Source organism: Bradyrhizobium sp. BR 1432 (genome assembly GCF_051547705.1).
GTDB lineage: Bacteria > Pseudomonadota > Alphaproteobacteria > Rhizobiales > Xanthobacteraceae > Bradyrhizobium > Bradyrhizobium zhanjiangense.
The window spans coordinates 4,985,491-5,008,367 of the sequence record NZ_JBPUGF010000003.1 but is presented as its reverse complement, the minus strand read 5'-3'; the positions used below and the strand labels follow the sequence as shown (position 1 = coordinate 5,008,367).

The 22,877-nt window shown below is 61.9% G+C and carries 21 protein-coding genes and 4 pseudogenes; 10 read left to right on the top strand and 15 right to left on the bottom strand.

Annotated features, from left to right (window positions below; all coding sequences use genetic code 11):
• Positions 1-86 precede the first annotated feature (86 nt).
• From ACSKB8_RS24060 to ACSKB8_RS24040, 5 genes are all read left to right on the top strand, one after another.
• Positions 87-824, top strand: coding sequence for a GntR family transcriptional regulator (locus ACSKB8_RS24060; RefSeq protein WP_438106839.1), 738 nt, complete (start codon positions 87-89; stop codon positions 822-824).
• A gap of 106 nt (positions 825-930) precedes the next feature.
• Positions 931-3,906, top strand: a complete 2,976-nt coding sequence (locus ACSKB8_RS24055; protein ID WP_438106838.1) for an FAD-binding and (Fe-S)-binding domain-containing protein — start codon at positions 931-933, stop codon at positions 3,904-3,906.
• Positions 3,899-4,324 (top strand): GlcG/HbpS family heme-binding protein, encoded by a 426-nt coding sequence (locus tag ACSKB8_RS24050; protein WP_438106836.1) that lies wholly within the window; start codon positions 3,899-3,901, stop codon positions 4,322-4,324. Before ACSKB8_RS24055 ends, ACSKB8_RS24050 begins: the two co-directional genes overlap by 8 nt.
• Positions 4,325-4,355: 31 nt before the next feature.
• Positions 4,356-4,652 (top strand): hypothetical protein, encoded by a 297-nt coding sequence (locus tag ACSKB8_RS24045; RefSeq protein WP_438106834.1) that lies wholly within the window; start codon positions 4,356-4,358, stop codon positions 4,650-4,652.
• A gap of 44 nt (positions 4,653-4,696) precedes the next feature.
• Positions 4,697-4,852 carry a hypothetical protein gene (locus ACSKB8_RS24040; RefSeq protein WP_438106832.1) on the top strand — a complete coding sequence of 52 codons (156 nt, stop codon included), beginning with the start codon at positions 4,697-4,699 and terminating at the stop codon, positions 4,850-4,852.
• 541 nt (positions 4,853-5,393) lie between these two features.
• Here the strand turns inward: ACSKB8_RS24040 and ACSKB8_RS24035 are convergent.
• The 3 genes and pseudogenes from ACSKB8_RS24035 to ACSKB8_RS24025 all read right to left on the bottom strand — a co-directional run bounded on the left by ACSKB8_RS24035 (position 5,394) and on the right by ACSKB8_RS24025 (position 8,253).
• Positions 5,394-6,443, bottom strand: a pseudogene (locus tag ACSKB8_RS24035) (IS3 family transposase).
• 394 nt (positions 6,444-6,837) lie between these two features.
• Entirely contained in the window at positions 6,838-7,416 is a 579-nt protein-coding gene (locus ACSKB8_RS24030; RefSeq protein ID WP_438106830.1) for a hypothetical protein, read from the bottom strand.
• 3 nt (positions 7,417-7,419) lie between these two features.
• Positions 7,420-8,253 (bottom strand): metallophosphoesterase, encoded by an 834-nt coding sequence (locus tag ACSKB8_RS24025; protein WP_438106828.1) that lies wholly within the window; start codon positions 8,251-8,253, stop codon positions 7,420-7,422.
• 79 nt (positions 8,254-8,332) lie between these two features.
• Between ACSKB8_RS24025 and ACSKB8_RS24020 the strand changes: the two genes are divergently transcribed.
• Both ACSKB8_RS24020 and ACSKB8_RS24015 read left to right on the top strand, forming a co-directional pair.
• Positions 8,333-8,578, top strand: a complete 246-nt coding sequence (locus ACSKB8_RS24020; protein WP_438106826.1) for a helix-turn-helix domain-containing protein — start codon at positions 8,333-8,335, stop codon at positions 8,576-8,578.
• Between the two features lie 234 nt (positions 8,579-8,812).
• Positions 8,813-9,280, top strand: a complete 468-nt coding sequence (locus ACSKB8_RS24015) for a hypothetical protein (RefSeq protein WP_438106825.1) — start codon at positions 8,813-8,815, stop codon at positions 9,278-9,280.
• Positions 9,281-9,730: 450 nt separating this feature from the next.
• Here the strand turns inward: ACSKB8_RS24015 and ACSKB8_RS24010 are convergent, their stop codons facing one another.
• The 5 genes from ACSKB8_RS24010 to ACSKB8_RS23990 all read right to left on the bottom strand — a co-directional run bounded on the left by ACSKB8_RS24010 (position 9,731) and on the right by ACSKB8_RS23990 (position 12,578).
• On the bottom strand, positions 9,731-10,834 hold the full coding sequence (locus ACSKB8_RS24010; RefSeq protein ID WP_438106823.1) for a hypothetical protein: 1,104 nt from the start codon (positions 10,832-10,834) through the stop codon (positions 9,731-9,733).
• A gap of 107 nt (positions 10,835-10,941) precedes the next feature.
• Entirely contained in the window at positions 10,942-11,085 is a 144-nt protein-coding gene (locus ACSKB8_RS24005; protein WP_438106821.1) for a hypothetical protein, read from the bottom strand.
• Positions 11,082-11,720, bottom strand: a complete 639-nt coding sequence (locus ACSKB8_RS24000) for an AAA family ATPase (RefSeq protein ID WP_438106819.1) — start codon at positions 11,718-11,720, stop codon at positions 11,082-11,084. The genes ACSKB8_RS24005 and ACSKB8_RS24000 overlap by 4 nt, the downstream gene beginning before the upstream one ends.
• A 1-nt stretch (position 11,721) precedes the next feature.
• Positions 11,722-12,339 carry a hypothetical protein gene (locus ACSKB8_RS23995; protein ID WP_438106817.1) on the bottom strand — a complete coding sequence of 206 codons (618 nt, stop codon included), beginning with the start codon at positions 12,337-12,339 and terminating at the stop codon, positions 11,722-11,724.
• Positions 12,336-12,578: a hypothetical protein gene (locus ACSKB8_RS23990; protein WP_438106815.1), complete on the bottom strand. Its 243-nt coding sequence runs from the start codon at positions 12,576-12,578 to the stop codon at positions 12,336-12,338. The genes ACSKB8_RS23995 and ACSKB8_RS23990 overlap by 4 nt, the downstream gene beginning before the upstream one ends.
• Positions 12,579-13,034: 456 nt before the next feature.
• Here ACSKB8_RS23990 and ACSKB8_RS23985 point away from each other — a divergent pair.
• The 3 genes and pseudogenes from ACSKB8_RS23985 to ACSKB8_RS23975 form a co-directional block, all read left to right on the top strand.
• Positions 13,035-13,319 (top strand): annotated as a pseudogene (locus tag ACSKB8_RS23985) (helix-turn-helix domain-containing protein); the annotation flags it as partial.
• 19 nt (positions 13,320-13,338) lie between these two features.
• Positions 13,339-13,845, top strand: a complete 507-nt coding sequence (locus tag ACSKB8_RS23980; RefSeq protein WP_438110910.1) for a hypothetical protein — start codon at positions 13,339-13,341, stop codon at positions 13,843-13,845.
• A gap of 67 nt (positions 13,846-13,912) precedes the next feature.
• Positions 13,913-14,050: a hypothetical protein gene (locus ACSKB8_RS23975; protein ID WP_438106813.1), complete on the top strand. Its 138-nt coding sequence runs from the start codon at positions 13,913-13,915 to the stop codon at positions 14,048-14,050.
• A gap of 368 nt (positions 14,051-14,418) precedes the next feature.
• On the opposite strand, the gene ltrA is transcribed toward ACSKB8_RS23975, so the two are convergent.
• From ltrA to ACSKB8_RS23940, 7 genes and pseudogenes are all read right to left on the bottom strand, one after another.
• Complete coding sequence (gene ltrA, locus ACSKB8_RS23970) at positions 14,419-15,678, bottom strand: group II intron reverse transcriptase/maturase (protein ID WP_438106811.1); 1,260 nt, start codon at positions 15,676-15,678, stop codon at positions 14,419-14,421.
• A gap of 644 nt (positions 15,679-16,322) precedes the next feature.
• Entirely contained in the window at positions 16,323-16,772 is a 450-nt protein-coding gene (locus tag ACSKB8_RS23965) for a hypothetical protein (protein ID WP_438106809.1), read from the bottom strand.
• A gap of 628 nt (positions 16,773-17,400) precedes the next feature.
• Positions 17,401-18,371: pseudogene (locus ACSKB8_RS23960) on the bottom strand (ABC transporter ATP-binding protein).
• A pseudogene (locus tag ACSKB8_RS23955) lies at positions 18,364-19,369 on the bottom strand (ABC transporter ATP-binding protein). Before ACSKB8_RS23955 ends, ACSKB8_RS23960 begins: the two co-directional pseudogenes overlap by 8 nt.
• Positions 19,370-19,622: 253 nt before the next feature.
• Positions 19,623-21,047 (bottom strand): amidase, encoded by a 1,425-nt coding sequence (locus tag ACSKB8_RS23950; RefSeq protein ID WP_438106807.1) that lies wholly within the window; start codon positions 21,045-21,047, stop codon positions 19,623-19,625.
• On the bottom strand, positions 21,044-21,961 hold the full coding sequence (locus ACSKB8_RS23945) for an ABC transporter permease (RefSeq protein ID WP_438106805.1): 918 nt from the start codon (positions 21,959-21,961) through the stop codon (positions 21,044-21,046). Before ACSKB8_RS23945 ends, ACSKB8_RS23950 begins: the two co-directional genes overlap by 4 nt.
• Positions 21,954-22,655, bottom strand: a complete 702-nt coding sequence (locus tag ACSKB8_RS23940; protein WP_438110656.1) for an ABC transporter permease — start codon at positions 22,653-22,655, stop codon at positions 21,954-21,956. Before ACSKB8_RS23940 ends, ACSKB8_RS23945 begins: the two co-directional genes overlap by 8 nt.
• Positions 22,656-22,877 lie beyond the last annotated feature (222 nt).

The following is a 22,877-nucleotide window of genomic DNA, read 5'->3' as shown; positions in this document are numbered from 1 at the left end:
GCATTCATGTTTTGTCATTTCAATCGAATTTTGGTATTCGATTGTGGACGTCGACGCGGCCGAATGGGCAAATTACTGTGCTGCAAATGAAATCCACGATTCCCGACACCGGGGTTCCGATTGCCCCGCCCGCCACAAATGGCGGCGACCGCCAGGAGGCCTCACTTCATGGCGAGATCCTGCTGCGGCTGCGCGACTATGTTGTCGAGGGCAACATTCCGGAAGGCGGGCGCGTTCCCGAGCGGCAGCTCTGCGAGATGCTCGGCATCTCCCGCACACCGCTGCGCGAAGCCTTGAAGGTGCTCGCCGCCGAGGGGCTGATCGAACTTCTACCGAACCGCGGCGCGCGGGTGCGCCAGCTCAGCCAGCGCGACCTCGAGGAGCTGTTCGACGTGATGGCGGGACTGGAGAGTTTGGCCGGGCGCCTCGCCTGCGAAGCCATTACCGAGGCGGAAATCACCGCGATCGAGCAGCTGCATTACGAGATGTACGGCCACTACCTGCATCGCGACATGCACGGCTATTTCCAGGCCAACCAGCGCATCCATGAAAGCATCGTCGCGGCCGCGCGCAACGAGGCGCTGAAGACGGCTTACGCCAACTTCGCCGGCCGGATCCGGCGCGTCCGCTACTCCGCCAATTTCGCCCGCAAGCGGCAGCGCTGGGCGGAGGCGATGCGCGAGCACGAGGCCATTCTCGATGCGCTGCGCCGCCGGGCCGCAAGCGAGCTCAGCGACATCCTGTTCCAGCACCTGCGCAATAAGCGGGCGGCCGCGATCGAGCACCTGACCGAGCCCCAAGAGGACGCAGCAGCCTCGTCCTGAGGGCGGCCGGCTTGCTCATTTTGAATTCACAATATAATCGAACGCGAAACATAGTGAATAACTCAGCAAGGCTGGACCACCTCGCTGGATCGGTCCGGGATCAGGGATGACAAACGCCTCCTCGCTCGAACGGCGCTTGCGCGCGGAAATGACCGGCGACGTCCTGTTCGACGGTTTTAGCCGCGGCCGCTACGCCACCGACGCCTCGTTCTATCAGATCATGCCGGCCGGCGTGGTCGTGCCCAAGACAATGGACGAGGCCTTGCTGTCGCTCGCGATTGCCCGCGACGAGGGACGCAAGGTCACCCCACGCGGCGGCGGCACCTCGCAATGCGGCCAGACTGTCAATGACGGGCTCGTGGTCGATCTCTCCAAGAACCTGAACCGGATCCTGTCGCTCGACGTCGCGGGCCGGACCTGCGTGGTCGAGCCCGGCATCGTGCTCGACGACCTCAACCGCCAGCTCAGGAAGCACGGCCTCTGGTTTCCGGTCGACGTCTCCACGGCCTCGCGCGCCACCATCGGCGGCATGGCCGGCAACAATTCCTGCGGCGGCCGTAGCTTGCGCTACGGCACCATGCGCGACAACACGCTGTCGATGGAGGCATCGCTCGCCGACGGCACGCTGAGCCGCTTCGGTGAGGTCTCCCGCGATCTCTCCGATGTTGAGGCCGGCGACAGCACCCGCGCCCTCTTCCGCGACATGCTCGATCTCGGCACGCGCGAGGCCGACGAGATCGCCGCGCGCTTTCCAAAAGTGCAGCGCCGGGTCGGCGGCTACAATCTCGATGCGCTGGTGCCGCGCAATGCGCCCAACAACATGGCACACCTCCTGGTCGGCTCCGAGGGCACCCTCGCCTTCACCACCAAGGTCGAGCTGAAGCTGTGGCCTGTCATCCGCAACAAGGCGCTCGGCGTCTGCCATTTCGGCAGCTTCTACGAGGCGATGGATGCGGCTCAGCATCTGGTCAAGCTCAAGCCGATCGCCGTCGAGCTGGTCGACCGCACCATGATCGCGCTCGGCCGCGATATCGCGATGTTTCGCCCGATCATCTCTGCCGCGATCAAGGGCGATCCAGACGCCGTGCTGGTGGTCGAGTTCGCCGAGGAGGACCAGGCCGATAATCTGGCTCGCCTGAAGCAGCTCGGCGAGCTGATGGGCGATCTCGGCTTCGGCTGGACCAACGACAAGCGCAAATGGGGCGGCGTGGTCGAGATCACTGAGCCCGCGCTCCAGAGCGGCATCGCCGATTTCCGCGCCGCCGGCCTCAACGTCATGATGTCGATGAAACAGGAGGGCAAGCCCGTCTCCTTCGTCGAGGACTGCGCGGTGCCGCTGCCGCACCTCGCCGACTACACTGCGCGGCTGAACGAGGTGTTTGCCAAGCACGGCACCAGCGGCACCATGTATGCGCATGCTTCGGAGGGCTGCCTGCATGTGCGGCCCGTGCTGAACCTCAAGCTGGAGAAGGACGTGAAGGCGATGCGCGCCATCGCCGAGGAGGCGTTTGCGCTGGTGCGCGAGTACAAGGGCTCGCACTCCGGCGAGCATGGCGACGGCCTGGTGCGCTCCGAATTCCACGAAACCATGTTCGGTGAACGCCTCGTCGCCGACTTCAAGCAAGTGAAGCAGCGCTTCGATCCCGACGGCGTGCTCAATCCCGGCAAGATCGTCGATGCGCCCAGGATGGACGACCGCTCGCTGTTCCGTTACCGGCCCGACTATCGCGTCACCGAGCTGAAGACCAGGCTCGACTGGTCCGCTTATCCCGGCGCCGGCGGCGGCTTCCAGGGCGCAGTCGAGATGTGCAACAACAACGGCGCCTGCCGCAAGCTCGAAGGCGGCGTGATGTGCCCGTCCTATCGCGCGACGCGCAACGAGAAGGATGTCACGCGCGGCCGTGCCAACACGCTGCGTCTCGCGATCTCCGGCCAGCTCGGCCCAGATGCGCTCTCCTCCGACGAGATGATGGAGACGCTAAAGCTCTGCGTCTCCTGCAAGGCATGCCGCCATGAGTGCCCGACCGGCGTCGACATGGCCAAGATGAAGATCGAAGTGCTGGCCGCGCGCGCAGACTCCCATGGCCTCACCTTGCGCGACCGCCTGGTCGGCTACCTCCCGCGCTATGCTGGCCTTGCCTCGCGCTTCGCGCCGCTGGCGAATTTGCGCAACCGCAGCCCGCTGTTGCGAAAGCTGTTCGAGCGCATTGCCGGCATCAGCGCGCGCCGTGCCCTGCCCGCCTTCCGCAACGATGTGTTCGTGCCGCCGGCCGCAAGCGTGGGACCGGAGAGCGGCCGCGAGGTCGTTCTTTTCGCCGATACGTTCAACCGCATCTATGAGCGCGAAAATCTCGAAGCTGCTTTGCACGTGCTCGCGGCCGGCGGCTATCGCGTCCATCTGCCGAAGCCGTCGAGCGCCAGCCGCCCGCTCTGCTGCGGTCGCACGTTCCTATCAGCCGGCCTCGTCGACGAAGCCAAGGCCGAGCTCGATCGTCTCGTGGCCACCTACGCGGCCTTCGCCGCGCGCGGCGTGCCGATCATAGGTCTCGAGCCGAGTTGCCTCTTGACCCTCCGCGACGAGCTCGCCTCGCTGCGCCTGGACAACGACGCCAAGGCGGTCGGCGCCCACGCGCTGACGTTCGAGGAATTCCTGGCGCGCGAGGCCAAGGCCGGCCGGCTGCAATTGCTGCTCGCTACCATCGCCGACAAAGCCATCGTGCACGGCCATTGCCATCAAAAATCCTTCGGCGCGTTCAAGCCGGTCGAGCAGGTGCTACGCCTCGTTCCTGGCCTCAAGATCGAGACCATCGAATCGAGCTGCTGTGGCATGGCCGGCGCCTTCGGCTATGGCGCCGATACTTATGATGCCTCGATCGAAATGGCCGAGCTGTCACTGCTTCCGGCCGTGCGGCGCGCAGACCGGACTACGTTGGTCGTCGCCGACGGCACCTCCTGCCGGCACCAGATCCACGACGGTACCCAACGCGAGGCCCTTCACGTCGCGCGCGTGCTGGCGATGAGCCTCGATCGCGCCGAAACAAATTCCGCTTCTCCAGCTGCAAAGGAAACCAGCCATGGCTGACCTCACGCTCGACACCGCGCGCAAGATCCTCGACGCCGCCTTCGCGACGGCCGGCGAACTCAAGCTGAAGCCGCTGGTCGTCACCATCCTGGACGCGCGCGGCGTTCTCAAGCTCGCCGCCGCGCAGGACGGCACCAGCCTGATGCGCGCCGAGATCGCGCACGGCAAAGCCTATGGCGCGCTCGCGATGGGCATGGGCTCGCGCGCCCTTTTCCAGCGCGCGCAGGAGCAGGCTTATTTCATCGATGCCGTGAACACGATCGCCAAAGGCGCTCTGGTGCCGGTCCCCGGCGGCGTGCTGATCCAGTCGGGCGGCGCGCTGCTAGGGGCGGTCGGCGTCTCGGGCGACACCTCGGACAACGACGAAGCCTGCGCGGTGGCTGGCATTGAGGCTGCTGGCCTGAAGGCCAGTGCGTAAAAGCTGGCCTCAACACGGCATTTGAGTGCGAATGGGCAGCTGGAATTCAGTGCCCGTTCGAACCCCGCTGTTTGCCGACCAGAACGAAATGTTTTCGCATTTTTCCCCTCGGGATTTCTCGCAAGCTGCCAACATACTATTGAGCCGCTTGACTCTTTCGCTCCACGACTGCGCTACTAGGTCGCTGCAGGGCTTGTTCCTGGATATTGCGCGGGTTGGCGGCGCGATCGGCGAGGGAACGCGCGGCGTCACGAAAATGGGGATCACCATCGGACAGGCCTTTCTGAAGGCGATGACCCGGCTGAAGCGTGGAGACTTTATCGAGTGACGTGAGGCCGAGACGTCTATTCGCAGCGCTCGGCTCAAATGTACATGAACTTGACCACCCTGTTTTTTCGTCTCGATGAGGAGAAGCGGATTCATCTCTGCGGACTGCCTTTGACGGCGGCATTTGAACTCGCCGGCCCTTCGGCGGAGCGCGCAGCGGTCAATGAGATGTTGACCGCGTGCAGAATGGCGGGCGGTTGAAGGTGGAGATCGTAAAGAACCTCCTGCGTCGCCCTAAGGGGTCGACCTAGAAGGAAACCGGACTGATGTTCAATCAGAGGCACTGGGACGCATGGTAAAGGACGCCGTTCAAGCCCATTGCGGGCAGTCGCTGTCGACTATCTGAGTGCCAATCCCCGAATGCATGGTCGGCGCTTCGTGAACAGTTTTTTGGACATTTTCTCGAAAGAGGAAACGAGGGACGCAGAGGACACCATGCGTTTGTTTCTCCGCCACGCCGCTTGAGCCAGCATGGAGCACTCTAACAGATTCGACGCTTCTGGATTTGCTCTCGGAAGTTGCTTGCCCGTTCGCGTCTCGAGCCGCACCGATCGTGCGTGCCGCCTCCAACTCTAGCTGCTATGCCGCCTGTCGAGCTACACCATCATCCCCCGCGCTCGCAGTTTGCTCTGCTCGACCTGACCTGCCACCGAACTTTCATCCAACGGCGGTTAGAGTCTCGGTTTTTTTTGCAGCGAGACCGAACTTTGGACCATCCAAAACTAGAGTTTTTCGCCTCTAATCACGTCGGCAGGCTGGTTGCGCCGACGCGGTTTTGCAGCAAAATCGGCGGTCTGTTGCCGATCGCCCCCGGGCCGTTCCTCGTTATAGTATCTGCGCCAAGTCTCCAGTTTTTCCTGGACATCTGCAAGGGACCAATGGGCGTTGAGGCATTCGGCTCGGAAGCGGCCATTGAAGGCTTCGATGAACGCGTTGTCGGTGGGCTTGCCGGGCCTTGAGAAGTCCAGCGTGACGCAGGTCAAAGATCGCGCGACGAACTCGCTGCCTTGATCGACGCGGATCGTCGCCGGGAATCCCACTTCATTGCAAACCCTTTCCAGTACCCTCCACGACGTCAGTGCCGCGGAAGGTCGAGCCGCGGCTCCAGCGCCGGCGAGAAGCGAGAGAAGATATCGATGATCGTGAGCACCCGGAGCTTGCCAACTGCTCATGGACAAAGTCCATCGCCCAAGTCTCGTTAGCCCGCGTCGCTGGCCGGCGGTCATCGCGCAACTTGGCCTTGACCCGGCGCTTGGGCGATTTGTTGCGCAATTGCAGGCCCAATTCGCGATAGATGCGGCAGGTCTTGTTCTGGCCATGACGCCATCCCTCGGGGCGTAGCAGAACATGGACGCGGCGATAACCGTAGCGAACGCGAACATGGCAGATCTCCCTGATCCGATTTTCGAGCGACGAGATTTGTAATGGTAGGTCGACCGATCGAACTCGAGAGCTTCGCAGGTCTTGCGGACAGATAGCTGCCACTCGCCACAGACCTCATCGACCAGCTTGCGCTTCCGGCCAGGCTTCATAGCTTTCGGCAGATCACGTCCTGCAGCATCTCCTTGTCGAGCGACAGATCCGTCACCAGCTTCTTCAGCTTGGCGTTCTCCTCCTCGAGCTGCTTCAGCCGCCGCATCTCGGTCGGAGCAGCCCGTCATACTTCTTTTCCAATTGAAATAGGTCGCCTGGCCGATCCCGACCTTGCGGCAGATGTCCGCAACCGGGACCCCGTCATGGCCTGCTTGAGAATGAACGCCTTCTGGGCGTCCGAAAACTTCCAGGCTTTCATCGTTGTCCGCTCCTCCCAGCCGAGGGGATTCGGCAGCGAAAACTCTAGCCAAAATTGGTCCAGTTTTCCGGTCTCAGATCACTACTTCGGAGCGCGACGCGACCTGCGACGCCTCTGCTACGAGTTTGCCTTCGCGGCTTCGTCTGCTGCCCAAGCTGCAACCTTTGCGACGAGGCTCCATACAGATGTTCTGCGCTCGTGCTGCAGGAGTTGTCCCTGGGCAGACCAAGAGGGAGTATTTATGATGGGGTTCTGACCTTCGGTGACGCTCACTGCATACTCGCTCAAATCCGCCAGCTCGCTGACGTTCGCGACATCTGCAGTTGCGATAACACGAGCCTGCGATCTAGATCCACCCGGCCATAGCTCGACAGTTACACGCAGCATATCTGGCTCATTCGGCGATCGTCTCGGGAGGAATATCGACGAAAAGATCATGTTCAGGCTCGTATTCACGACAAGAGAGAATAAGATCCTTTCCGTCGATTGTCCCGCGCACGATGCGGACAAAGCCAACCCTTCTTTTCCATGATAACGGCTTTCCCCTCCCGTGCCCGGTGCAGGCCGTGAGAAGCCAACCGCCGCTGCTATACAAGCGGCCCTCTCCGCCGCAGATCTCGCACGTATCTCCGGATTCTATGCTCGCTCTCTCTATGGCCTTTTCAACTTCGGCCCTAGCGCGAGCCGAGAGTATACCCTCCCAGAAGATGTGGAGGCGGCCACATCTTTCGATGATCCTTGAAATTGTGAGGGTGTCGCCTTCCTCTGGCTTTAGGGCATCCTCGATTTTGCTGCACGTCTCATCTATCAACTGCTCCCATCCCGCCCGGCACTCCGGCAGCCCCCTAGGCGGTTGAAATATTGTTGGGTAAGATGAAACAATTTCGGCTTTCCATTCGTCTCGCCCGAGGCGCATAGCGTCTTCGTTAGGATCAAGGGATCTGCACTGAACTAGGCTTCTCGTTTCTTTCATAGATCAAATCCGGATCAGCAGGTTGGGATTAAATTGCTTCCCCTCGATGGGATTGCAAACCACTCGAGTTCGACCAAATCGAGCGTCAAACGGCGCGTGAACGTGACCACAAATCCAAACCTCTGGCCGGATGTGTTGCGGTAAGGTTTTCAGGGTATCGGACACATAGAAGGCCGGTGCCCACCATGGAGCAACGATGCCGCGGTATGCATCGACGCATTCAGCAATCGGTGGGTGGTGCGTCACCACAACAGTAGGACCATCGTGGATGCACGCCAATTCGTCTATCAGTATTGCTTTTTCTCGCGCATGTTCAGCGACAGCGTCATACGGTGTCCAACTTCCTCGTTCCGTTCTGATGGCGCCATACTCCCGCGGGGCCGTCTTCATACGGGTGGCCTGTGCACGACCGCGTGCCTCCCACTCGAGATCATGCGCGGCCTCCATCCAGTGCCCAGCCAAACCCCAATCACTCCAGAGAGTCAGTCCGACGAATCGCGCCTCTTCGATTTCGCAAACAGGATTGTCCGCACTCAGAATGCTGACGATCTCCCGACCCGCGAGTGTATTCTGTCGGTCGGCCTCGCGACGCATAAGTTTGATGACCTCACGGATGGTGTGCCCGCCCGAACTGCCGCGGTAAAAATCATGATTGCCCGGGACAATAATCGCGGACCGCCCGCGTGCGATTTGCGCGATGCATTGGACGCCTTGTTCGGGTTCTCCCTCCCAGATGTCCCCGGCGCAGACCAGCACGTCGAAGAAACCATTAAGGTCTGGGATTTCCCCCAACTCTCGTCTTTCCAAGTGAATATCTGAAATGGCGAGCACTTCCATTGGGCGTTCATCTGATTCGCGTCCGATTTGAATACTTTAGTCTGTGGCCCTTTAGTATTCAACAGCGAATTATGGCTGGGTGAAAAGCCCCAACCTAACCTTTGGAAAATTGGTTGCTGCTCTAAGGCAGAGTATCGGGCTCTCGCAGGAGGAGCTTGCGGAGCGCGCTAACATTCATCGAACTTATGTCAGCCAGATCGAACGGGGGCTAAAATCTCCAACGATCATCACACTACTCAAGCTATCAAATGCACTTGAGACTACTCCGAGCAAACTGATGAAGCAGTTGGAATCGGAGTTGGGTCTGCAACCCCGACAGCATTGATGGCACGAGGACAGAGAAATGGAACGATAATAGCGCAACCTGGGAATCTCAAAATTAGCCGTCTCGACGCGACGCTGGCGTGCGACATCATCAGCGACTCCAGCCCAGTCTATCCCTCACCTCCCATCCTTTGGCTGTCGGGCGACATGATAAAAATGCCCCCTGCATTGCCTCACTAAAAATCTTACAGGACAACTTCCCTGTCGGGTGGCGTACTATGGCAGGAACATCAGCATGCGCGCAAAGCGGCAGATCACATCTGCGCTGGCCGTGCATTATCGAGCGGGCGGTCGGCGCGAGAAGGGACGTATCCTCGACGAGCTTTGCGCCGTCACGGGATGGCATCGCAAGCACGCGATCCCGGCACTGTCGGTGGACGGGTCATCGGTATCGGCCGTGCTGCAGCGGCAGGGCCGAACCTACAGGTCTTCCATTCGCGTTGCACTGATTGCGCTATGGAATGCCTCTGACCGGCTCTGCAGGAGGCGGCTCGTCGCGATGATCCCATTCTTGCTTCCGGCACTTGAACGGCACGGCAGATTGAATCTTTCTGCCGAGGAGCGGTCGCTGGTTTTGAAGGTGAGCGCGGCGACGATCGATCGCCTACTGAGCGAGGTAAAGATCGCAGCAGCCGGAGGACGCCGACGACGGGCGGGCTTTTCCAGTGCCGTAGGGCGCGGTCCCGGTGCGCACGTTCAATGACTGGAGAACACCCCCACCTGGTTACTGCGAAGCGGATCTGGTTGCCCATGGCGGCGTGTCCGTATCCGGCGCGTTCATTCAGACGCTAACAATAGTGGATGTTGCAACGGGATGTACCGAATGCCTTCCGCTCGTCGTGCGTGAAACAGCTCTTATGGTCGAGGCTCTCGAACGCGCGCAGAACCTATTTCCCTGGCCCGTTGGTGGCCTCGATTTTGACAACGACAGCGCCTTTATGAACGATACCGTCGTGTCATGGTGCCGCTCTCAGAATGTCGAAGTAACTCGTTCCAGGGCCTACAAGAAGAACGATCAGGCATTCGTGGAGCAAAAGAACGGAGCTGTCGTTCGCCCCTTGGTGGGCTATGGGCTGTTTGAAGGCATTGATGCCGCTCGCTCATTGGCTCGCCTGTTGGCGGCGGCACGGCTGCACATCAATTTCTTCAGCCCTCATTTTTTCCTGGGAGACGTGGTCTTAGTTCGCGAGAGCTGTCGCGCGCGCTCGACATTCTCACAGCTTGGCTGGCGCGCGGCTTTGACGCCCAGATACCCCTTCCGCTTTCGTCCATGCCGAACGTGGCCGTACCGCGCCTGGGTGCGATCCGTGCTGTGGCCAGCGGCGGCGGCGACTTGGTCGCCGCCGCCGAAGATCGCCTTGAGGTCAGCGATGAGCTGATGTCGTAGAACGTAGGGCGTGATCACAACGTCACCGATCTCAGGCAGCGCCTTGCTACCGAGTTTCGCCAGGGCCTTACGGACTGCGTTCTTCGAGTTGGTGCTGACGACGATGCTGCCACCGGAGGCTTCGCAACGTGCAGCAAGATATTCCGCGGCGGCGCCCAGGACGCTCGGATTGACGCAGATTTCGGTGAGCTCGGTACCGTACAAGCCGGCGTGGCTCTTGACCGGCGTGAACGTGATCGCCAATCGATTTGCAGAGCGCAACTCGACTAGCACTCCAGGCGACCATCCGCTCGGGCGGGCCCCCGGAACCAGCTCCTCGGGGCGAACCGGCACGACGAGTTGGACGGCCAACGCATCGAGATGCTCCCACGCCTGCTTCATGGCAGCCGCTTCCCAAAGACGGTTGTCCCAGTCCTTGGGCAGGTAAGCCAGCACGTTCTTCTTGCTATCCTGACCGCGCTCGCGGTCCGCGTTGGTGGATCCATGCCACCGGGACGGCGGATGCTGCCAGGGCAGCACATTCTCCGGCATCGGCGGCTCCAACTGCAAAATGGGCTCCAGCCGATCGACCAATTTACGCAGCGCTTTGGCACAACGCTGCTCGCCGAGCTCGTCCCGTTGCTTCCGCGCTGAGAAGTAGTTCTCGAGCAGGCCGGTCAGAACCTGCTTCGCCCCGAAGTGGAGCGCCGCGCGGCGATGATAGTAGGTGTCGAGGGCAATGCCGTCCTGAAGGGGATCGAGATCGCCCGCATCCCACATCCGCGTGAATTCCTTCATGTAGGCCTTCGCGGTCCCATGGCTGATGTCACGCACCGGTAAGAGAGCGCAGAGCGCCTCGGCCTTTTTGACTAAGCTGTCGATCTCGATCATCGCGGTTACCCTCGTTATTGTCGGCCTGTGGGGTGTCCTATCTTGTCGGCCTGGTCATCCCTGGCTTGTCGGCCCGTTTTGTCAGGCCCGCTTCGCTCAAAGTCTTCCTAGACGGCTTCATCGGCGGCTCCTTCCAGCTTGAGCGTGTTGCGGACGGCGCTCCACAGCGCGCGGTACTCGTGGGCAGCAAGACCATCGGGCTCGGTTTCGACCACGGCGGCACCGCGAACTGTGGCGTAGGGTATCGTCACGCGGTTCGTGATCTGGCGCCGCCAAAGCCGCGGGCCGATGTTGGCGAGCGCTTCACGCGACTGACGAACCATGGGGACTCGCCCTGTTCGCGGATCGGAGGCGCCGCATTGATGACCACGGCATAGCGGACACCGACCGAGGTCAACAGCGGGATCAACCCGCGCGTTACCTGGAGATCGAACAGCGTCGGCCTCATCGGGATCACGACCAGATCCGAGCAACTTGCGGCTTGCGGCACATGACGCAGATCGGGCGGCATGTCGATCAACAGCACCTCGATGCCGGCCCGTCGCGCCGCTTCGATCGCATCCTGAAGCGCGTCCGGATTGCAGCGGCAGACGCGGATGTCGCCTCGGTCGCGTACGCGCTGCCACAGAAAGGCCGACTGCTGAGGGTCCGCATCAATCATGCCGACCTTGAACCCGGCTTGTCGCGCAAAGGCGCCAAGGTTGATGCCCGTGGTGGACTTGCCGCTGCCGCCCTTACCCACGAAACTCACAGTGGCGAGCAAGGCCGCCCTTCGGCGTGGGGCTGCGCTGCCGGGCGAGGCCTTGATCATCAAGGTCCTGGTCCGGGCGACACCTTGCAGAGGCGCAGCGGCGCCAATGGCGCGATCAAGTTTACTTGCTAACAAGCTAGTCCTCCATCAGCTTGGGGCGGCGATCGCGCGACCGGCGGCGCTTCGCCATCGCCGCGAAGTCGAGGCCGCGAAACACGTCCCAGTCGATGCCCTCGGGCAGCGGCAGATTAGCCGGGCGCTGGCATTCGGCAGAGGAGAGCGCGCGAAAACCGTACTTGTCGTGCACGTCGCTCAGTTCGTGCCCGGCCTGCAAACGGCTCGTGCGGGTTTGCATTTCGGCGGAGTGCATTTCGTCGATGCCTTCTCCGCGGAGGCTGTGGAAGACCTCACCGCCCTTGGCGCCGCAGCGGCGCAGGTGGTTCTGCATTACTTGGGATGCGTACTTGGAGGGATCGGCGTGCTCGTGCGCGGCCGCGAAGATGAAGCCGGGCTGCGCGCGCATGAAGGCGATGAAGCCGATCTCGTCGAAAAAGTGATGGATGACGAAGAACGTGATGGATTCGGACGTCCTGATCGGCACCCGGCGCCACGCGGTCCTGCCGGTTTTCGGATCGGTCACCTCCACGATGCCGTCGGTCTGGGCGATCCAGACACCGTCCTTCGCGATGTCGGGCGCCCGCCCGACGGCGGCCATCGCAGCCAGGACATCGCCGGGCAGCGAAGCAAAGCTCAAGACTTCCTTGAGCGCGGTGCGCGCCAGCGCGTCAGCATTGCTGGTGACGGGGGTCGCGCCAGCTTCCCCTTGGCAACCTCGTTCTGCACGACCTGAAGCGAGGTCAGCGCCGACTGCGGCGCCTGGGCAAGGCCGATCGCCTGCGAGGGCTGCGCGGCCGCGAGGCCAATCACATTCCGGCAAGCCTCGACGACGTGTCGCACGAACTCCTCTTCGGTACCGGGCAGCGACGTATCCATGGTTCTTCCAAATCCTGCGGCCGCGCTGCAGATCACCTGGCACAGGGATTCGAATTGAAGCGCCAGGCGTTTGGCCTCGCGGCGGCTGCGCGGACCCAACTGGGCCCGGACCATAGGGGCGGCTCCGGCAAGTTGGAAACGGCCGCCAAGGGCGTTACCGAAGAATGATGGGGACAGGCGCAGCTGAAAGCGCCAGCCGGCCGGACTTCCCGTCAGATACGGTAGCGTTCGGACGGCTCTCCCGCTGTGGCCGCCGCCGACGGTGATACATTTCCTGGTACAGACCCTGGTACAGACACGCACGTCGCCTCGGTTGTGGCGTCGTTCCGCGCGAAATGGCCGGTTCTCTTGGCCTTCGGACTGCTAATTGGGGGACTTGAGCGGCCTGAGAGATAGTTGACAGATCGTACCGGACACAAGGGTTACACTTCCGCTTTTGTTCTGCGGGAGGTGTGGATGCCGTGGAAAGCGAGTTCGGTGATGGAAGAGCGCCTGCGCTTTGTCGCCCGGCTTCTGGATGGGGAAGCCATGACCGAGGTCTGCCGGGAGTTCGGCATCTCCCGCAAGACCGGCTACAAGATTTTCGATCGCTGCAAAGAGCATGGCCTTGAGGCGCTGAGCGATCCCTCCCGGCGCCCCATCCGCTATGCCAACCAGTTGCCGACCCAGATCGAGACGCTGATCGTCCAGCTTAAGGCGGAGAAGCCGCACTGGGGGCGCGCAAGATCCGCGAGCTGCTGGTCAGGGCGGCTCGATGGCGATGTCAGGGTTTCGGCCAAAAGAACCATCCACGCGGTGCTCGACCGCCACGGCTTGGTCAAGCGCGGCGGCGGGCCGCGCCACCGCGCGCGGCACGCCGCTGTCACAGGGGACGCTTCCCAAAGATCTGTGGTGTGCCGACTTCAAGGGCGAGTTCAAGCTCGGCCATGGCCGATACCGCTATCCGCTGACCGTCACCGACCCTGCCTCGCGCTTCCTGCCGCTCTGCGAAGCGCTGGACTCAACACGCGAAGACCCTGCCATGACAGCCTATGAGCGCCTGTTCCGCGAACGGCTGCCGCTTGCCGTTCGCTCCGACAACGGCGTTCCCTTTGCCAGTCCCAACGCTCTGTTTAATCTCTCGAAACGGTCGGTGTGGTGGCTCAGGCTCGGCATGACGATCGAGCGCATCAAGCCAGGCCGTCCAAAGCAGAGCGGCCGTCATGAGCGCATGCACCTCACGCTCAAGAAGGAGGCAACCCGGCCGCCCGGGTTCAACAGCCTGTAGCCGCAGGATCGCTTCGACAGCTTCCTGCACGAGTTCAATCAGGAGCGGCCCCCCATGAGGCCTCGACATGAAACGGCCGGCAGACCTCTACACGACCTCAACCCGTCGCCACGACGGCAGAAGCCGCCGGATCACCGGGCCGCCGAGGCCGGCCGGCTGGGACCGGCCGGTGTCGCCGGCGACCACAGGCAGCCTGCTCACTTGATGGCTTGTTGGCTTGTTGGCTCGTTAACTTGCTAGCTCGTCAGCTTGATAGATTGCTCGCTCGTTCACTCACTGGCTTGGCCCGCCGGCGGCGGGCGCCAGGCCCGGCCGCCGGCGCTCTGACCCCCGCGCTTCGGGTCAGCGCCGGCAGGCCACCACTCACGCTCGGCCGTCGGGCCATTTCCAGCACGCACGTGCAAATGACCCGTCCGACACAGAAGCCGACCCTCCGTCGTGATCGAGTAGCTCAGCAATTTGGCTTTCGCCTTCACAGATCCGGACAGGCAGATCTGGCGAGTAGGCCGGTGGAATCTCACCGCCGGCCTCTCATAGATCCCAGCGTGAGACTCTCGCCTCACTGGGCTCCCATCAGGCGAACGAGCCGCGTATGCCGATCTTCCAGTGTGCGAACAACCCGGGACGTTCTCGAGATAGTCGTTCGAGAACGCGGCCGGCCTTGGCCTTGCGGCCCATAAAGCGTTTGAACTTCCGCATCATCCAAGCCTCGATTGTCTGATTGACGTATCGAAGGATCGGCCCCAGAGCCGCCCGCGTGAATCGACCGTAATACTCAATCCACCCCCGCAGGAGTGGATTGAGCTGCCGAGCGATGTCAGCCATTGACACATGGGTCCGTCTTCGGAGGTTCAAATCCCGGATTGCCGCCCGCATAGACTTCAGCGCCGAAGCGCTGACCCCAGGCAGAAAACTGCAGAACACCGAGGCGTCTTGCGAGTTCGTTGCCCGTCGCGGCCGGAAGCAGTAGCCAAGGAAGTCAAACTTGACGTTCGAATAGCTCCCCTTCCGCCGGCTGTCCTTACAGTAGACAATCCTGGTTTTGGTGGGGTGCATCTCAAGCCCGCATTCCGCCAGGCGAGTTTGTAGCTCGGCCTTTACGGCTTCCGCTTCTTGCTCGCTCCGGCAGTGCACTAGGCCATCGTCTGCATACCTACACCATGGGAGGTCGGGGTGCGCCCGTCCCATCCAGAGGTCGAAAGTGTAGTGCAGGAAAAGGTTGGATAATATAGGGCTAATCACGCCTCCCTGAGGGGTGCCGCGGGTTCGCTCGATGATTATTCCATCCTTGTCCATGGGTGCCGTCAGCCATCGTTCGATGTAGAGCAGCGCCCACTTGCACGTCACGTGCTTCCGGACAGCCCGTAGCAAAAGTTCGTGGTCGATGTTGTCGAACAGACCTTTGATGTCGAACTCGAGAACCCAGTCGTATTTCCAGCACCGCTTGCGCGTGACGCCGATAGCATCGAGTGCCGATTTTCTCGGCCGATAGCCATAGGAGTCTGCCAAAAATATTGGGTCCAAGTCCGGCTCAATGAGTTGTTTGACAACCATCTGGGCCACTCGATCCGCTACGGTTGGCACACCTAAAATCCGCTGGCCTCCAGCCTTTTTGGGAATGGAGACGGCGCGCACCGGTGGTGGAAAGTAGCTTCCTGAGCTCATCCGATTCCAAAGCTTGTAGAGATTGTTCTGCAAGTCGGAGTCGAACTGCTCGATCGTCTGTCCATCCACACCGGCCGAACCCGCATTGGATTTGACCGCTTTGTAAGCCTCGTACACACGCTTCTTATCGATATGAAACGGCTTGTTTGTCGTGATCGTCGTCGTCATCCTGTTTCCAGTTGGTACGTCAATACGATTTGTCCTGACCCGACCCCTTTGCTCCGGCCCGATTACGGGCCTTCACCGCTAGTACGGGTCGGTCCGCCCAAGCCCTGGCTTCGGTACTCTCGCCTCGCAGTTTTAGCCGCTTCAGCTTCTCCCTTGGCATCCAGGGATTGGTTCCTGCAGTTCCACGCGAAAGCCTGCATCCGCTTCACGCCCCCTATACGCCGACTGCCATCTGCCCAGTACTCAGGTAACCGACAGATTTATCCCAGCGGATGCGAGCGCCACTGGTTTTGGCAGTGTCTAAAGCCTTTCGGCGCGTCACCGAGGGTTTGCTTACGCTCGTCTCTCGAATGCTCACCTGCCCGAATTTCATTCGGACTTTTGATCCAACGCTCACCACCACGCCTTTTGAACGCAGCAGCTTGGACTGGTTTGGGACCTGCTCCTGGAAGCCGATCCCGAGGGGCCCGCCCTCATCTTTCGCGCAGCTTATCCCCACGGTCAGTTGTCCATTGCAAACCCCCTTCCGTGTGCATCTGCAGCACACCCCGCATCCGGCTCTTCCCGAGGGTAACCCGCGTCATATCCGCGCGCCTGCGCCCAAGTGCGAGTGATGTGTGGAACGGTTAGACGGAAACGTGCCGTCAGGGTCTCGAACTCCGACCAGCCCATGCGCCGACTTTCTGGCTGCGCCGTCTCAGACAGCGCATCCACGTCCGACGCACTTCGCGGTAGAAGCCCTTGAGCGCTGGATAATTGTGCGGCCTGCCGTAGTAGCCGTAGTGTCCACGCAGAACAGCGGCGAACCACTCGTGCTGTGTGGCCAGTGACTCGTGCATGAGCCGCCAGGCGTTCTGGCGCAACGACGTCAGCTTGCGCGTCAGGCGTTTCCCTTCCGTCTTGTGCTTCACGATGAACCGGCCGTCCCGAGTCCGCCCGCGGTAGTGGGTGAAGCCGAGGAAGGCGAAGGTCTCGGGTCGCCGCTCGCCGCGCCGCTGACGCGAGAGGACTGCGAACCGGCCGAACTCGATCAGCCGCGTCTTGCCCTCGTGAGGCATTAGGCCAAAGCTGGCCAGCCGCACCTTGAGGGCCAAGAGCATCTCCTGCGCATCCGCCTTGCTCTTTCGTTGCGACGTTTCGATACGAGAACTAAGGCTGCCGGTGCGTTCGCTACCGCGCTCTCGCTTACGACCGTTCTGACGTAAGCATCTGAAAATTTCGACAGGCTAGCTAGTTAAGAGACAGCGGCGGATAGAAAACAATCAACGACTTACTGGTCGCATCGCTGGACTTACCCGGCCGACAATAGGCATTCGTCGCACAATCATCGCATGCCCGCCTGGCACCACTGCTTGGCCTACGGTACCACGGTGCGGGTCACCGAGGCCGCCGCTACGGAGACCGTCGTCGATGCGGAGATTCGTCCGCGTCGTCGCCAATAGCGATGATCATGTGGTCGCCGGCATTCAGTGGTCGGCCCGCAGGTCTCCGAGCTCGCAACGGCCTTCACACTGGCCATCGAGATGGGCGCGCGTGGAATATATCACCGCGACGATTCCATGCCAAACCGATGCGGAGCGAAGCCTTTCAGGAGGTGGGCTGGCGAGCGTGGTCCTGCCAAGTAGATCCGTCGGCTGTCCGAAAAAAGTATCGTCGGCGGCCATGTTGAACCGACGAGATCCCTGGGTTTGTGGAACGATGCAAGCCGAGCGGCAGGACCGATCACGCCAAATGGCAGGCGACGAGATGATTTGCGACGCCAATCAACCGCGGTACCAGCTGCGGCTCTTTTTCTGCGCAGATCGGCTGCGCCACTGGACAGCGCGTTCGAAAGCGGCACCCGGAAGGTGGCTGGATCGGATTGGGAATGTCCCCCGCAAGACGACGGCCTGCCGCCGGCGGCCGGGGATCGGCTCCGGTACTGCCGATAAGAGCGCTTGGGTATAGGGATGAAGAGGCGTGCGGCAGAGGCGCTCGGCAGATGTGAGTTCAACCAGCTTGCCAAGATACATCACAGCGATACGGTCGCTGACATAACTGACGGCCGCGAGATTGTGCGAGACGAAAACGTAGGTCAGGCGCAGCTCGCGTTTGAGTTCCACCAGGAGGTTCAGGACCTGCGATTGAATCGAGACGTCGAGTGCGGAAACCGGCTCGTCAGCAACCACGAGTCTCGGTCGAAGCACGAGCGCCCGTGCAATTCCCACACGTTGACGCTGGCCACCCGACAGCTCATGAGGATAGCGCTGCGCGGCCTCCCGCCGCAGTCCCACCCTGTCCAGCATTTCGGCGATCAGCTTGTCACGCGTGGGACGCTCCACGCGCTGGGCATCGAGGCCTTCTCCAATGATGTCGCGGATCTTCATGCGGGGATCGAGAGATCCGCTCGGATCCTGAAATATGAACTGCATTTGGCGGCGCGAGCGCCGCAATTCCGCTCCGTCCAGATCGACCATCTTCGTGCCGTCAACCGATAGCTCTCCCGCGCTCGGCCTCATCAGACCCACGAGAATCCGTCCGAGTGTGGATTTGCCGCTACCGGATTCGCCCACCAGGCCAAGCGTCTCGCCAGGGCTGACGCTCAGGTCGATGCCATCAACCGCCCGTGCATGTACGACATTGCGTCCCAATAACCCACCCCGGAGCGGGAAGTATTTTTTGACGCCACGGGCATTCAACAACGGCTCACGCATTGCTGGTTGCTCCCCGTTGTACGCTACCCAGTGCATTGCCGCGCAGCCAACAGGCTGCGTATCCCGAGCCGGTCGCGACGAGCTCCGGAGCCTCACGATGGCAATGGTCGGAGGCGTAGCTGCAACGCGCCGCAAACCGACAACCCGCCGGCCAATGGAGCGCGCTCGGAACCATGCCGGGAATTACGTTGAGCGGCTCGGCCTGCGTCAATCCCAACAGGGGAATCGACTTCAGCAACGCCTCGGTATAGGGGTGCTGGGGAGTTCGGAAGACCGCGTCGACGGAACCTCGCTCTACCACCTCACCCGCATACATCACCGCGACATCGTCGCACATCTCGGCGACAACGCCGAGATCGTGAGTGATCAGGATCACCGCCATCGCCAGCTTGTTCGCGCAGCTGCCTGAGCAGCTCGAGAATCTGCGCCTGAATGGTGACATCGAGCGCAGTCGTCGGTTCGTCGGCGATCAGGAGTTTTGGCTCGCAGGCGAGTGCCATCGCGATCATGACACGCTGCCGCATTCCGCCCGACATCTCGTGCGGAAAGGCGGCTATGCGACGCTCGGGCGATGGAATCCCCACGAGTTCCAGCAGTTCGATTGCGCGCTTGCGAGCCTCGCGCACGCTCACGCGACGATGCAGCCTGATGGCCTCGATGATCTGGTTGCCGACCGTATAAACCGGATTAAGCGAGGTCATCGGCTCCTGAAACACCATCGATACGCGATTGCCCCGGACCGCCTCAAGCTCCCGTTCGGAGACCGCCGCGAGATCGACACCTTCAAAATAGATGTGGCTGCCGGGCAGAATGCGTCCCGGCTTCTCGATCAGGCGCATGATTGAGAGTGCTGTGACGCTCTTGCCGCTTCCGGATTCGCCAACGATCCCCAGCGTCGTACCTTCGCGAACTTGGAGATCGACGCCGTCGACGGCCTTCATCACGCCGGATCGCGTGTCGAAATAGGTCCGGAGATTCTCGACTCGCAGCAGCAGCATGCTCATCTCCGACCAGCTCGAAGGCAGTCGTCTGATCCGGCCTCGACCAGGAACTCAGTCGAAATAGTCCAGAGGCCGGGCGCCTCACCTGCCGTATTTGGCTCGTCTCCCCGACGAGCCGAACCGTGGCTGCATATTTCAGGCAAGCGCAACGATCCGTGAGCGCGGCCGGTCGGCCCTTGCGAAACGAGGGCGCGCGGCCGAACCAAAAGGTTGAAAATCCTTTGCCACTCAAGCATCGCGCGCTTCTCCGTCAGGGTCTCGGCTTTCGCTGGGCCCAAGGCCAGGCGAGCTCGAAAGCCCGGCAGACCCGGAGCAGGAGCGCCTCCTGGTTCGGTCGCGCAATCACCTGCAGACCGACGGGCATTCCTCTGACGACACCACAGGGAATCGACGCTGCTGTATAGCCGGCGACGTTGACGGCCAGCGTGTAGGCAACGAGTGCCGGGATGCGTTCGGTGGGACCAACTGATTTGATCACGGGCGCGACATACCCCACCGTCGGTGCCAGTAGGACGTCGCAATTCTCGAACGCCTTCTCGACGGCGCGGATGAATTCAGCACGGCGAAGGACGGCACGCGAATATTGGGCGGCGGTTGCTTTCTTAGCCTCGGCGAAGCGAACGCGGGCATAGGGCGACAGTTTGCTACGAAGGGCAGCATCCGCGTAAAGCTTCTCCCCGAGTGCCGCATAGCGATCGACAAAATCGAGCACCTTCCACGCTTCGTCGAGACCAGCGGTCTCGAGCACCACGGAATCGTTGAACCGCGCACCGAGCGATTCCAGGCCGAGCGCCGCCTTCCTGGTTGCAGCAATGACATCCGCCTCCACGAGGCCGCTGATACCGTTGATTTCCCACCATCCCACCCGTAACCCTGCGACGCCGAAGTCGAGGCTGGCGAGAAGATCCGGCGCCTCGTCGGTCCGACACAAGGGATCGGCTGACCAAGGCCGCGCCACCAATTGCAGGAAAGTCGCAGCATCGCGCACATCGCGCGCGATCGGCCCCACACCTGAAAGAAACAGCGTGCTGCTACCGAAGCAGCCGTGACTCGGCACCCGTCCATTGCTCGGCAATACACCGAGTACGCCGCACATGGCCGACGGCAAACGGATCGAGCCGCCGGAATCACTGCCAAGCGCAAGGGGCCCGAATCCTGCGGCGACACTGGCCGCTGCGCCCCCGCTGGAGCCGCCGGACGTGCGTTTCACGTCCCAGGGATTGACGCATTCCTTTGCGACGCGATTCACCGTTCGCCAGAACGTGCCGAATTCCGGCGTGTTTGTCTTGCCGATGATGATGCCACCCGCTGCCCTGAGGCGGGCAACGTGGATCGAATCCTGTTCCGGCACGTGATCGGCGTAAACGCGCGAGCCACCCGTCGTCCGAATCCCTCTGGTCCAGAACTGGTCCTTGATCGAGATCGGCACGCCAGCCAGTGGACCTACGCGTTCACCACGCTGGATCTGCTGATCGATTGCCTCCGCCTGGGCGAGCGCCTGTTTCTCCGCTACCGTGATGAACGAATGAATTGCTGGATCGAGCGCGGCAATACGGGCAATGAAGTGACGCGTTACCTCCGTTGCCGACAACCGACGCTCGATGATCGCGTCGCGGACTTGCCAGGCGGGAGCCCAGTGAAGATCGATCGGAAACACGGTCTCGCGCTTGTTCATGACTTGGTCAGCTCCTCGGATCCAGCGCGTTCGCGCAGACCATCACCCATCAGCGTGAAGCCGACGACGACGAACACGATGGCAAATCCCGGACTGAGCGCGAGCCACGGCGCCAAGGCCATCACCGAGGTGGACTCGGCGATCATGCCGCCCCAAGTTGGATCGGGCGGCTGCACGCCGAGCCCGAGAAACGACAGCGAAGCCTCGGTCAGGATCGCCAGCGTCACCGTCAGCGACGCCTCGACGATCAACGGCGCGGCAATGTTGGGGAGCACGTGCCGGTACAGGATCCGCGCGCGGGACACGCCGAACCCAACGGCCGCGGCGATATAGTCCCGTTCCCGCACCGACAGCGTCGAAGCGCGCGCAACGCGCGCGAAACGCGGCATGAACAACACGCCCATCGTGAGAACGAGATTGGGCAGGTTCGGGCCGAGTACGGCCACAAGCGCAATCGCCAGCAACAACGCGGGAAACGCCTGCAGCACATCGAGGATGCGCATCAGGCAGGCATCGACCACCCCGGCCGAGTATCCGGCGACGAGACCAATCATGGTGCCGGAGACGAACGCGAGCACGGCGCTCAGGCAGGAGGCAGCCAGGGAACTGCGTGCCGCATAGAGGATGCGCGTCAGGACGTCTCGTCCGAGCTGATCCGTCCCGAGCAGGTACTGGCTGGATGGCGAGGAGAGCGACGCATCGGCGATCTCGAGGGGATCGTGCGAGGTCAGCCAGGGCGCGGTCAGCGCGAGCCCGACCGACAGCAGCACCATCGCGGCGCCAATCACGAGCGGCAGATTGACGCGCAGCCGGAAACGAGAGAAACCCATGCCAGTGTTGCCGCCCATCGCCGGCTCACTCTGCAGAGCTGGTTGGCCCGTCACGTCGATCACGGATTGATGCGCATCAGCCATGCTGCTGGATCCTCGGATCAAGCACGTAGTAGCTGAGATCGACGACAACGTTGATCAGGACCACGAGCGTGGTGACCACGAGCACCGTGGCCTGTACCTGCGTATAGTCGCGGTGGTAGATGGCGTTGAGCATCAACTGGCCAATACCGGGCAGGCCGAATACCTGCTCGACCACGACAGCGCCGGCGATGAGATGAGCGGCGGAAACACCGATCGCGGTCACCACCGGCAAGAGCGCATTGCGAAGCCCGTGCCGGATCAACACGCGCATGCGGCCGGCGCCCTTGGCGCGCGCCGTGGCCATGTAGGGCTCCTTCAGCACCTCAAGCATGGCGGCGCGGGTGTAGCGCATGATGGTCGTGGCGGACGCCAGCGAAAGGACGAAGGCCGGCAGCAGCAGGGTCCGGAGTCCACCGAGCGGATCGCCATGCAGGTCGACCGCACCGAGGGTATCGAACGACGGCAGATAGATCGAGAGCAACAACACCGCGGCCACGCCGACGAAGAAAGGCGGAGTCGAGAGGCCGAGCAGCGCAACACCGCGAATGGCAAGATCCGGCCAGCGGCCGCGGGTCCTCGCCGCAATGACACCTCCGGGCAACCCGATGACGATCGCAATGACGAGCGACAGGGCGGTCAAGACCAGCGTGACCGGAAGGTGGGAGGCGATCTGCGGGGCGACCGGCAATCCCATCACCAGCGAATTGCCGAAATCGCCGTGAAGCGCACCGATCAGCCAGAGGACGTATTGAAGCGGCAGCGGCTGGTCGAGGTGAAGGGCATGGCGGATGTTTTGGGCGGCCTCCGAGTTCGAGCGCCACCGTCGGGCCGGCCAGTACGCTCACGATATCGCCGGGGATCATATGGATGACGGCGAAGCTCATCAGCGAAACGCCGATGAGGACCGGCACCGTGT